Origin of the sequence: Methanosarcina flavescens (assembly GCF_001304615.2) — an archaeon.
GTDB lineage: Archaea > Halobacteriota > Methanosarcinia > Methanosarcinales > Methanosarcinaceae > Methanosarcina > Methanosarcina flavescens.
In genome coordinates this window covers 2598837-2611480 of record NZ_CP032683.1, presented here as the reverse complement: position 1 = coordinate 2611480, position 12644 = coordinate 2598837, and the positions used below count along the sequence as shown (strand labels likewise).

Here is a 12644-nt window from a genome sequence, read left to right as displayed (position 1 = left end):
AACAGCCTGGATTTAGCTCCCTATTTCATAACTCAGACTTATCAAGAAAGTAAAGCATCTCTATAAAGCTTCTTTATTAATTTTAATCCTTTGTATTTCGAAAGTTTTAAGAATATCGTATTGAATGTCACTTTGCTTTCAGGAGTGTTTTCTGAAAAGCAAATCAATTTAAGAAGTTATTGCCCAGTTTACTGGCTTAGTTTATTAGTTTTATAGATTACTCCGGTGCCTGAATGAAAACTCCATTGGAAGACGCTCAAAACCTGGCGGACCAGAAAGAACCGAACAGGGAAAATCCCGGTCAGAAAGAACCGGACCGAGTAGACGAAAAGGATAAACAGGACAGGCAAAAGACTGCCAGACGCAAGCCCGAGAATTTCCATCCTACGCTCTGGATTCAGGGACAGAAAAGCTCTTCTCTTGCTGGGAAAACCATAGTTCTTGGAGTTACAGGGAGCATTGGGACGGTAAGAACCGTTGAGCTTGCAAGAGAACTGATAAGAAACGGAGCTGAAGTTCATGCTGTCATGACAGAGGCTGCCACGCGAATACTGCACCCTGATGCCCTGCACTATGCTACAGGAAACCCTGCAATTACCGAACTCGGAGGCAGGGTTGAGCATGTAGAGTTTTGCGGGCTCAAAGGAAGAGCAGACCTTCTCCTTATAGCCCCTGCAACAGCAAACACTGTAGGAAAAATCGCATTCGGGATAGACGATACCCCTGTAACCTCCTTTGCAACAACTGCCCTTGGCTCTGGTGTGCCTGTGATGGTAGTTCCTGCGATGCATGAATCCATGTTCAGGCATCCGGCTGTAGCTGAGAATCTGGTGAAACTGAATAGCTGGGGTATCCAGATCGTAGGCCCAAGGCTGGAAGAAGGCGTCGCAAAAATTGCAGCAAATGAAGAAATCGTGCTCGAAGTAGAAAGGATACTGGGAAGCAAAACCCTTGAGAACCGGAAGATAATCATCACAAGTGGCTCAACAGCCGAAAGCATCGACCCTATCCGCATTCTGACGAACCGGGCTTCAGGCAAAACAGGAAAGGAGCTTGCCCTTGAGGCATACCGCAATGGAGCTGATGTAACCCTTGTTCATCGGGACAGGCTCGGATTTGCGGGAATCAGGGAAATTTTTGCAGAAAGCGCTGCTGAGATGACTGAGGCTGTGCTCCTGGAGCTTGAAAACGGATACGATGTCCTGATCAGTTCGGCAGCGATTGCGGATTATACAGCCGAGCCTTCTCCCGAAAAGATCAAATCGGGAGGAGAACTTGTTTTGAGGTTGAAACCTACCCGCAAGCTGATAAAAGAATGTCGTGAGAAGTATCCTGACCTTATAATTGTAGGCTTCAAGGCTGAAACCGGGGTTGAAAAGCAGGAATTATTAAAGAGGGCAGGCTCAACCCTTAAAGCCTCAAAACTGGACCTGATCGCAGCAAACGACGTTGCAAAAGGTGGAATGGGCACCGAAGAAAATGAACTGTACCTGGTTGGAAGGAAAAAAAGCGAACACAGGCATGTAAGCGGGAATAAACGCAAACTTGCAGCCTATATCCTTGAAGAAGTAGCTGAACTATTAAAACAAAAACTCTCGTGAAGTAAATGCTCTGATAAAAACAAACATCCCTGGTATTGCCGAGTACTCCGGAATATTTCACAAAGACCCGGATGTATTCTACAAAACACTTTGCAAAACAGGAACGAACTTTGAAAAAATGATTGAAATTGTAAAAAAGGCGCTTTCCATGTATACATATGAGAGTGAAGAAGCAAACTTTCTGGCAAAAGCCTATGCTCCGGGACATATTACAGGTTTTTTCCAGATCCACGAACACGAAAATCCTCATCGTAAGGGTTCTACAGGCTGCGGAATCGTCCTGAATGGGGGCGTCACCACCGAAGTAGAGGTAGGGAGGTCTGTAGAAGAGACCGAGATTTTCCTTAACGGAAAAAGGGTTGAAGGCAAAACCAGCCGTACAGTCGTAGAGATTATGACTGACGTACCTGTAAGGATAAAGAGCTGGGCAGAAATTCCAACCGGGTGCGGATTCGGAGCATCAGGTGCAGGAGCTCTCGGTACAGCCTATGCCCTCAACAGGGCACTTTCCCTTAACCAGACCGTAAAGAGCCTGACTGAATACGCCCACGTAGCTGAAGTTGTCAACCACAGCGGGCTTGGGGATATTGCTGCCCAGTCCAGCGGTGGAGTGGTAATCAGGCTGCAGCCGGGTGGCCCCGAATACGGGCTTGTGGACAGGATTCCGGCTCCTGAAGCCAGGGTTTTCTGTATTGTACTTGGCGAGATCTCTACCGATTTGGTTCTGAGGGATGAAGCCGCAACCACAAGAATTAACAGTGCAGGGAAAGCAGCCATGTCCGAGCTGCTTAAAAAGCCCACGCTTGAGAATTTCATGCAACAGGCTAAAACGTTTGCCAGCAAAACAGGCCTTATGAGCAGCAGAACAAAAGATGTGATCGAAGCTGCAAACGCAAGTGGAGGATTTGCTTCCCAGGCAATGCTTGGGGACACGGTTTTTGCAATTGCCCCTTACTCCCATGAATTCCCTCTCTACGAAGCCCTTCAGGAATTCGGGCAGGTGCTGGAATACGGCATAAGTACCTGTGTGCCGAAGTTAATGAATGAGTGAACCCAGGAAAAGCAGTTTCATGCAGATCAGGAAAAGCAGTTTCATGTAGATCAGGAAATTTCAAAATCTTTACAAAAAATATTTGCAAAAAAGAATTTGCAGAAAATCTGCTACTTAACTGATTCCCCTACAGCTTAAATAGAATAGAAATAGAAAACTTGAATCAAATAAATGACACACAGTTCTGAAGGTTTATTAGAGTAAATATTTGCGTGTACTGAATTTACTGAATTGATTTGCATATTGAATTGATTATTTGCATGATTATCTGGGTACTTGTTTGACTCCTCACGCAGTGCCTCGAAATATCAGGCAATTATATTGAACTCAGGCAATTACATTGAGCTGGAGAATTTCATTTACAGATTTGAAGTAGTAAGTAAAAAAGTACAAGAAACTAAAATAAAAAAGGTAAGCGACCGTTATGACCGAGATACCCAAAGACCACCCGAGGTATGAGTCCCTGCTTGCTCGCGAAAAGGTTGCAGCCGGGGTAAAAATGGGAATTACAAGCATTCAGGGGCTGATTGCCCAGGGAAGAGGTGAAAGCTTTGATTACCTCATAGGCGAGCGAAGTACCAAGTCTGCACTGTATGCTGAAAGGGCGGCAGTTGCAGCCCTGCTTCTGGCAAAGAACCCTGTAATTTCTGTAAACGGTAATGTCGCAGCCCTTGCTCCTGATAAAGTTGTAGCTCTTGCGGATGTTACGGGGGCAAAACTTGAGGTGAATCTCTTTCATAGGACAGAGACAAGGGTGCACCTTATTATAGAACAGCTTAAAGCCAATGGGGCTTCCGAGGTACTTGGGAAAAATCCAGATGCTACCCTTGAACTCTCTCACGATAGGCGGCTGGTAGATAGCAGGGGGATTTACTCCGCAGATGTGGTGCTCGTCCCGCTGGAAGACGGAGACCGCTGTGAGAAACTCGTGGAAATGGGAAAGACCGTTATAACCATCGACCTGAACCCTTTCTCACGGACTTCAAGGACAGCTACGATTTCGATAGTTGACAATCTCACGCGGGCACTTGATAACATGATCAAGCTAGGAGTGGAACTGAAAAAGGAGAGGAAAGAAGAACTTGTGAAGTTAATCACGACCTATGAAAATAAAAGAGTCCTCTCCGAAGCGATTTCCGAGATTCAGGAAAACCTTAAAGCCATGGCTGCAGAAGTGGAATACTGAACATGGACCTGATAGAAAAAACGAGGGAATTTGTGGCCTCTTTTCTTGAAGGAGAACCCAGTTCCCACGATATGTCACATATAAACCGGGTAGAAGCCCTTTGCCTTGAGATCCAGAAAGTAGAAGGGGGAAATCCTCTCGTCCTTCAGCTTGCAGCTCTTCTCCATGATGTCGGCGTAATTAAGGAACATGAAGAAGGAGGGGACCATGCCGTATACAGTGCCGAGATAGCCTCAGAATTCCTCTCAAAAGCAGGGCTGGGAAAAGAGGTTATTGAAGCAGTTAAGAGCTGCATCCTGACCCACCGCTTCAGTGCAGGAGAGATTCCGGAGTCTCTCGAGGCTCGGATCTTGCAGGATGCCGACCGTCTTGACGCCCTCGGAGCAGTGGGAATCTTCAGGGCTGTTCTTTCAATGGGCGCTTTGAGAATGCTGAAACACGCAACAGGGCTGGATAAGGGGAGTTCAAAAAGAACTGTGTATATTGAAGACCCAATTGAAGGCTTTAATGAATATATGAAGTATAAACCTTTCACGATTCCTGAGAAGCTAAATACCGATACGGCAAAGAAGATTGCTGAAGAAAGGCTGAAAATCATGCGCCTTTATCTTGAAGCGCTGAAACTTGAAACCGGAATTGATTAATAACGAACTATAGTTACAAAAATCCTGTTCTCTCAAAAATTTATAATTTTCTCAAGAATTCGTAATTTCTTTTTTCATAGGATTTTAGCAGAATCCTCAGGACAACTTTTTTTAGGATAATCTCTTAATTCCACTACCTTTTAATTCCAATTACCTCTTAGTTACATTAACTCTCAATTTCAGAGAGTACTTTTTAAGCTGAAATTAATTTAACAACCCCACTTATTACCTGACGGATCTGATCAAATGGCTGATATAATTATAAAAAATGCTTATGTTCTGACTATGGACCCTGAAAAGGGAGACCTCAAAAACGGAACCGTTGTCATTGAAGACGGAAAGATTACGGAAATCGGGGAAAAGACCGACGAAAGTGCTGACACCGTAATTGACGCAAAACATTCGGTAGTAATGCCCGGGCTTGTAAATACGCATACTCACGCTGCAATGACGCTATTTCGGGGTTATGCTGATGATTTGCAGCTTGCAGACTGGCTTGAGGGGCATATCTGGCCTGTCGAGGCAAAGCTAACTGCAGAAGATGTTTACAAAGGCAGCCTGCTTGCCTGTCTGGAGATGATCAGGTCAGGGACAACTGCTTTTGCAGATATGTATTTCTATATGGACGAAACCGCAAAAGCTGTTGAGATATCAGGGCTTCGGGCTTCACTCTGTCACGGGTTAATAGAGCTCTGGAACGAAGAAAAAGGAGAAACCGACCTTAAGGAAGGAAAGCGCTTTGTTCGAGCCTGGCAGGGGGCTGCTGAAGGCAGGATAAAAACCATGTATGGGCCCCATGCTCCGAACACCTGTTCTGAGGAATTTCTTGCAAAGGTCAGGGAGGAAGCTAGCAGGGACAGAGCAGGCATTCATATTCATCTCCTTGAGACGGAAGCCGAACTCCTTGCCATGAAAGAAAGGTACGGAAAATGTTCGGTGCACCTTCTGGAGGACATAGGGTTTTTCGGGCCTGATGTGCTTGCTGCCCACTGTGTCTGGCTTTCGGATGGGGATATAGAAATTCTGAGAAAAAGAGGGGTGAATGTCTCCCATAACGTCATAAGTAATATGAAGTTGGCTTCAGGGATTGCACCTGTCCATAAAATGCTCGAAAAAGGGGTAAATGTAAGCCTTGGCACGGACGGCTGCGCCTCAAATAATAACCTTGATCTTTTTGAGGAAATGAAAATTGCTGCCCTCCTGCATAAAGTCAACACTTTCAGTCCGACTGCCCTTCCTGCACGGCAGGTACTTGAAATGGGTACTGTAAATGGGGCAAAAGCCCTTGGCATGGAAGCCGGCATGTTGAAAGTTGGAAAGAAAGCGGACCTGATTGTTGTGGATATGAAAAAACCGCATCTTACTCCCTGCTTTGATGTTCATTCCCACCTTGTGTACTCTGCAAGAGGCAGCGATGTAAGGACAACAATTGTGGATGGAAAAGTCCTTATGGACGATTACAGGGTACTGGCTTTCGACGAGCAGAAGGTGCTGGAAGAAACTCAAAAAGCCGCAGAAGAGCTTATCGCAAGGGCAAATGCCTGAGAAACCCGTACTCGGGGAATGATTTAAATTACACGGAAAGGTAATACCTGAGACCACGAGAATAAATTGACCTTATATTCAACTTTATATTCATCCTAATAAAAATCGAATTTAATCGCCTATCTATATTACGGGATCACCATGAATGAAAAAGAACTCATAGAATCCGGAAACATGAAAATGGATTGGGCAAGGAACCACATGCCTGTGCTTGCTATCATCAGGGAAAAGTTTGAGGAAGAAAAACCCCTGAAAGGGCTGAAAGTAGGAATGGCACTGCATGTAGAAGCGAAAACCGCAGTCCTTGTAGAGACCCTGGCTGCTGGCGGTGCGGAGGTATCAATTACAGGCTGCAATCCCCTGAGCACGCAGGACGATGTGGCCCTTGCCCTTGGCACACGCAAGAATATAAGCTGTTTTGCAAGATACGGAGTAGGAAGCCAGGAATATTATGAAGCGATTGACCGTGTCCTGGATTCCAAACCCGATATCACCATTGATGATGGGGCAGACCTCATATTTAAATTACACAAGGAAAGAACCGACCTGCTTCCGAATATCCTTGGCGGCTGCGAGGAAACAACTACCGGCGTGCACAGGCTTCATGCTATGGAAAAGGAAGGCGCCCTGAAAATGCCGGTAATTGCAGTAAACGATGCCATGACCAAATACCTTTTTGATAACCGCTACGGGACAGGCCAGTCAGCCTGGGACGGAATTAACAGGACTACAAACCTCCTGGTTGCAGGCAAAAACGTTGTTGTTGCAGGCTACGGCTGGTGCGGGCGTGGAGTTGCAATGCGGGCAGCAGGTCTAGGAGCAAGCGTAATCGTTACCGAAGTTGATCCCATAAGAGCCCTCGAAGCCAGGATGGACGGCTACAGAGTCATGAAAATGTCTGACGCCGCTAAACTAGGAGATATTTTCGTAACCACTACCGGAAACCGCGATATCCTCACAGCCGAACATTTCAAATCCATGCCTGATGGAGCAATCCTTGCAAACTCCGGCCATTTCAACGTGGAAATCGATATGGAAGCCCTTACTTCCCTCGCAAAAACCGTCCGAACAGTAAGAAACAACATAAAAGAATACGATATCGGCGACAAGCGCATAAATGTCATAGCCGAAGGCAGGCTGGTTAACCTCGCTGCCGGCGACGGCCACCCCGCCGAGGTCATGGATATGAGCTTTGCAAACCAGGCTCTCTGTGTACGCTATATTGCCGAAAACAAACTTCCGAACGGAGTCCACAGGGTACCCCAGGAACTCGATAATTATGTAGCCAGAATGAAACTCGAATCAATGGGCATAAGCATCGACGAACTCACAGATGCCCAGGTATGCTACATGAGCGGCTGGGAGTGCGGAACGTAATTTGAAAAGTAAAAGAGAGTAATTTCTGCTGTAATATAACTGCGGTGCTAAAAATGCAGTGCGAATTACTGCATTTTATTTTTAAATTTCGTTTTATTTTTGGCTGCACGTCTTTTTAGAATATAATAATTTTTGCGAAACTTAACAATTACTTATTTTACTTCCTTTTGTTTACTGCGCTTTATTCTCAATAACTTCCAATGAAAAATATGTATATATATATGTTTAAATATTTATTACAGACAGTTTTATAACTCAAAAAATCACAAAGGATATAATAGTAAAAATTTATCTTATAGACATGTTTAAACAAAAATCAATTTGTTATTTGTAGAATGCCTGAATTCACTTTTAATGAGAAACCACATTAAATTAAGCTACAGGGCTCATAGAGTTTCCCAGGCACCTGCGTAAAGTCGACTTACATGGTTTAGTGAATAATGGGGATATGGAATACGAGAATTACTCTAAGGCTAAAATCCCTGCCAGGGGTAAGCTAAAAAGCTGAGCATTACAAATAGGAGATTTTGATGTCAGGCTCTGGAACCTGAGAAAGATTACAAGTATGGATTTTTAAAGTTTTTAATAACGGGAAGAGGGTTGGAATGAAAAAAGGCTTGAGAAAATCTGGAATTGACATTGTTGGCGAAGTGCCCTGGGGGACACACTTCTGCCAATTTTACCAGACAAAACAGGATTTGATTGACATACTTGTTCCCTACTTCAAAACAGGGCTGGAAAATAACGAATTTTGTATGTGGGTTACTTCACAGCCCCTTGAAGTTGAAGAGGCAAAAAAAGCGCTTGGGAGAGCTGTTCCAGAGATTGATGTTTACCTGGAGAAAGGGCAGATTGAGATTATTTCCTATGACAGATGGTATGTGATAGACGGGATTTTCGACCCTCAAAGAGTACTTAACGGCTGGATTGAAAAACTTGATAAAGCTCTTGCTAAAGGTTATGACGGCCTGAGATCGAATGGAAACCTATTTTGGCTGGAAAGAGAACACTGGAACGAGTTTGTCGAGTATGAGGAACAGATAGATAATACAATTGGCAACTGCCGGATGATGGCTCTATGCGCTTATTCTCTCGATAAATGCACCGCAACCGACATCATTGACGTAGTCATTAACCATCAGTTCGCTCTTGTTAAAAAAGAAGGAACATGGGAGCAGATTAAGAGCTCCAGGCGCAAAAAGGAAGAAGAAAAAGCCTTTCAAGCCACGCAGCACTGGGGATCTACTTTTGATACCGTGCCAGACCTTATAGCCATACTTGACAATGAATACAGGATTATTCGTGCAAACCAGGCAATGGCAAAAAGATTGGGGATGGCTCCGGAAGAGTGTAAAGGCTTGACCTGCTATCAGGCAGTGCATGGGATGGATGAGCCGCCTTCTTTTTGTCCTCACAGGCGGCTGCTTGAGGATGGGCTTGAACATACAGTTGAGCTTTATGAAGACAACCTGGGTGGTTATTTTATAGTTAGCGTCTCGCCGCTTCACAACTCAGAAGGAAAAATTATAGGAAGCGTGCATGTTGCCCGTGACATTAATGAACGCAAGCAGGCTGAGGAGACTTTGCGTGACGCATACGAGAATCTTCAGGCACAATCCGAAGAATTGCAGGCTCAGACGGAAGAACTCCAGGAGGCTTATGAAGCATTGAATGAAAGTGAAAAGCAATACAGGATGCTTTTCACAAATATGACAGAGGGTTTCTTCCTTGGAGAGTCTATTTATGACAAGGATGGTACGCCTTGTGACTATCGTTTCCTTGATGTAAATCCTGCTTTTGAGCCTCAAACTGGTTTAAAAAGAGAAGAGCTATTGGGCAGGACTATACGGGAAATGCTGCATAACCCAAACTACCCGCTCATCGAAAAGTGTGGTGAAGTGGCGCTCTCAGGTAAGCCAACACATATTGAGATTTTTAGCCAGGAGCTGGATAGATACCTTGACAGTTACATATTCAGCCCTGAGAAAGGGAAGTTTGCAGTAATCTTAAGAGATATTACAAAACGCAAGCAGGCCGAGGAGGCGCTGCGCGAGAGTGAAGCGCGTCGTAAGGTTACCGAGGCTGTGCAAGCTGAACGGGAGCGATTGAATAATGTGCTGGACATGCTACCGGCTTACATAGTACTGATCTCACCTGATTACCATGTACCGTTTGCAAATCGTTTCTTCGAGGAGCGCTTTGGCAAATCTGAAGGCCGGCGTTGCTACGAATATCTTTTCCAGCGTACCGAGCCCTGCGAGAACTGCGAAACCTGCAAGGTGTTCAAAACAGGCGCGCCTCATCGCTGGGAGTGGATCGGTCCGGACGGCCGCAATTACGACGTCTACGACTATCCGTTTAAAGATTCCGATGGTTCTACACTCGTTATGGAGATGGGTATTGATATAACTGAAATCAAACAGGCACAAGCGGCGGTTCAGGCAGAGCGACAGCGACTCTTTGACGTACTTGAGACTCTGCCGGCAATGATATCCCTGATGACACCTGACTATCACGTCGCCTTTGCCAATCGCAGCTTCCGTGAAAAATTTGGGGAATCCAGCAACCGACACTGCTACGAGTATTGTTATGGGCGCACCAGGCCCTGTGAATTCTGTGAAATATATAAAGTGATTGAAACCGGTCAGCCCCAACATTGGGAAAGCAACCTCCCTGACGGGAGCGTAGCTGATTGCCATGCCTTTCCATTCACCGATATTGACGGTTCGCCCATGATCCTCAAGATGAGCATTGATGTTACCGAGCAGAAACGCGCTGAAACGGAGTTAAAAAAGCATAAGGAGCAGCTCGAGAAAGCTTATAAATTATTGAAAAAAAGTGAAGAAGACCTTGCTGAAGCTCAGAAAATGGCTCACCTTGGAAACTGGAACTGGAATATAGTAAATAACGAATTATACTGGTCTGATGAGATTTACCGAATTTTTGGACGCACCCCTCAGGAGTTTGGAACAACTTACGATTCATTTTTGAGTTATGTGCATCCAGAGGACAGGGAATATGTAGATAATGCTGTTAAAGAAGCTTTAAATGGAAAACCCTACAGTATTGATCACCGGATTATCCTAGCTAGTGGAGAAGAGCGTATAGTACATGAACAGGCTGAAGTTATTTTTAACGAAGAGCATATCCCTGTTCGGATGAGGGGAACAGTTCAGGATATTACTGAGCAGAAAAAAGCTGAAGAAGCGTTAAAACTGGCTAATGCCTATAATCGTAGCCTTATAGAAGCCAGTATAGATCCCTTTGTAACTATTAGTCCGGATGGTAAAATTACTGATGTGAATAATTCCACAGAGATCGTTACAGGCTATTCCCGTAAAGAGTTAATTGGAACAGATTTTTCGGACTACTTCACCGAGCCTGAAAAAGCCAGGGAAGGTTATCAGCGGGTTTTCCAGGAAGGATTAGTGCGAAATTATCCACTGGAGATTCGGCATCGAAATGGAAACATAACTTCAGTTCTGTATAATGCATCGGTTTATCGGAACGAGGCTGGTGAAGTTATTGGGATTTTTGCAGCTGCACGTGATGTTACTGAACAGAAGAAAACAGAAGAAGCTCTGAGGCTATCAAATATCTACAACCGCAGCCTTCTTGAAGCCAGTCTGGATCCCCTTGTCACTATCGGGTCAGACGGAAAAATAACCGATGTGAACAGAGCTACAGAACTGGTTACAGGGTACTCCAGGAACGAGTTAATCGGAACAGACTTCTCGGATTATTTCACTGAGCCTGAAAAGGCCAGCGAAGGGTACCAGCAGGTGTTTAGAGAAGGGCTGGTACAGGACTATGAGCTTGCGATTCAGCACAGGACTGGAGATGTTACACCGGTTCTGTATAATGCGTCAGTTTACCGAGATGAGGCTGGTGAAGTTATTGGAGTTTTTGCTGCAGCCCGTAATATTACTGAGCTGAAAAAGGCAGAGCAATTGCTAAAATTGAAATTAGAAGAACTTGCTCGCTCAAATGCAGAACTGGAACAATTTGCATACGTATCTTCCCATGACTTGCAGGAACCCTTGAGAATGATAGCAAGCTACCTGCAACTTTTGCAGAGAAAATACCAGGGAAAACTCGACGAGAAGGCAGATAAATATATTTATTTTGCCGTTGACGGGGCTTCCCGCATGCAAAACCTGATAAACGACCTTCTGGAGTTCTCAAGAGTAACCACCAGAGCCAGAGAATTCGAACCCACAGACTGCGAATCTCTCCTGGATCAGGTAATTTTTAATTTAGAGATACCCATAAAAGAAAATAAAGCCAGTATATCTTATGGTAATCTACCTGTGATAATGGCAGACTCTACCCAGTTAGCTCAGGTATTCCAGAACCTGATCAGCAACGCTATAAAGTTTCACAGCGAAAAAACCCCCGAAATCGAGATTTCTGCAAAGAAAAAAGCCAATGAATGGTTATTTTCAGTAAAAGATAACGGAATCGGAATTGAAGCCAAATTCTCGGATAGAATCTTTGAGGTTTTTAAAAGACTTAATAAAAGAGAAGAATATCCAGGGACAGGCATAGGCCTTTCAATATGTAAAAAAATTGTAGAGAGACATGGAGGACGTATTTGGGTAGAATCTGTTCCAGGTGAAGGTTCAGTCTTTTACTTCACTCTGCCCATAATTCCTGTGAACTTTCATGATAGAGACTTTATAACAGAAAAATGAAATTTAGAACAGCCTTTGAGCCTCAAAAGTCTTATTCGAAACTTAAAAATATTTTAAGGAAATTTCGAATTTATATTCATAGCCAGGAAGGTCATAAAAATGAGAACCCGGACCATATCTAAATCCGTAGAAATACTCTTAGTGGAGGACAGTAAAGGAGATATAGGCTTAATTGAAGAAGTTTTCGAAGATGCGAAAATCGGGAATACTCTTCATATTGTAGAAGATGGAGAAGAGGCAATCGCTTTTTTACGTGGCGAAGGACAATTCTCAGAATCTCCACGCCCTGATATAATACTTCTGGATTTAAATTTACCAAAAAAAGATGGGCGCGAGGTTCTTGAGGAAGTGAAAAGCGACGATGAACTTAAAAACATACCTATTGTGGTTTTAACGACTTCAAAAGCCGAAGAGGACATACTGAGATCTTATAATCTCCAAGCCAATGCATACATTATCAAACCTGTTGACTTTGATCAATTTATAAAAGTAGTTAAATCCATAGAAAGCTTCTGGCTTGAGATTGTAAAACTGCCGTCGAAATGA

At 44.2% G+C, this 12644-nt stretch carries 8 protein-coding genes; all 8 read left to right on the top strand.

Annotated features, from left to right (window positions below):
- The first annotated feature begins 233 nt into the window (after positions 1–233).
- The 8 genes from coaBC to AOB57_RS11430 all read left to right on the top strand — a co-directional run bounded on the left by coaBC (position 234) and on the right by AOB57_RS11430 (position 12644).
- Positions 234–1601: a bifunctional phosphopantothenoylcysteine decarboxylase/phosphopantothenate--cysteine ligase CoaBC gene (gene coaBC, locus AOB57_RS11465; protein ID WP_082384266.1), complete on the top strand. Its 1368-nt coding sequence runs from the start codon at positions 234–236 to the stop codon at positions 1599–1601.
- Positions 1602–1719: 118 nt separating this feature from the next.
- Positions 1720–2652 (top strand): pantoate kinase, encoded by a 933-nt coding sequence (locus AOB57_RS11460; RefSeq protein WP_082384267.1) that lies wholly within the window; start codon positions 1720–1722, stop codon positions 2650–2652.
- 424 nt (positions 2653–3076) lie between these two features.
- A complete protein-coding gene (locus AOB57_RS11455) occupies positions 3077–3838 on the top strand; it encodes a 4-phosphopantoate--beta-alanine ligase (RefSeq protein ID WP_054299288.1) in 762 nt (253 codons plus the stop codon).
- A 2-nt stretch (positions 3839–3840) separates the two neighbouring features.
- Positions 3841–4482, top strand: coding sequence for an HD domain-containing protein (locus tag AOB57_RS11450; RefSeq protein WP_054299289.1), 642 nt, complete (start codon positions 3841–3843; stop codon positions 4480–4482).
- Between the two features lie 246 nt (positions 4483–4728).
- Positions 4729–6027, top strand: a complete 1299-nt coding sequence (locus AOB57_RS11445; protein ID WP_054299290.1) for an amidohydrolase family protein — start codon at positions 4729–4731, stop codon at positions 6025–6027.
- Positions 6028–6168: 141 nt separating this feature from the next.
- A complete protein-coding gene (locus AOB57_RS11440; RefSeq protein ID WP_054299291.1) occupies positions 6169–7404 on the top strand; it encodes an adenosylhomocysteinase in 1236 nt (411 codons plus the stop codon).
- Positions 7405–8009: 605 nt separating this feature from the next.
- Positions 8010–12098, top strand: coding sequence for a PAS domain S-box protein (locus AOB57_RS11435; RefSeq protein ID WP_054299292.1), 4089 nt, complete (start codon positions 8010–8012; stop codon positions 12096–12098).
- 99 nt (positions 12099–12197) lie between these two features.
- Positions 12198–12644 carry a response regulator gene (locus AOB57_RS11430; RefSeq protein ID WP_054299293.1) on the top strand — a complete coding sequence of 149 codons (447 nt, stop codon included), beginning with the start codon at positions 12198–12200 and terminating at the stop codon, positions 12642–12644.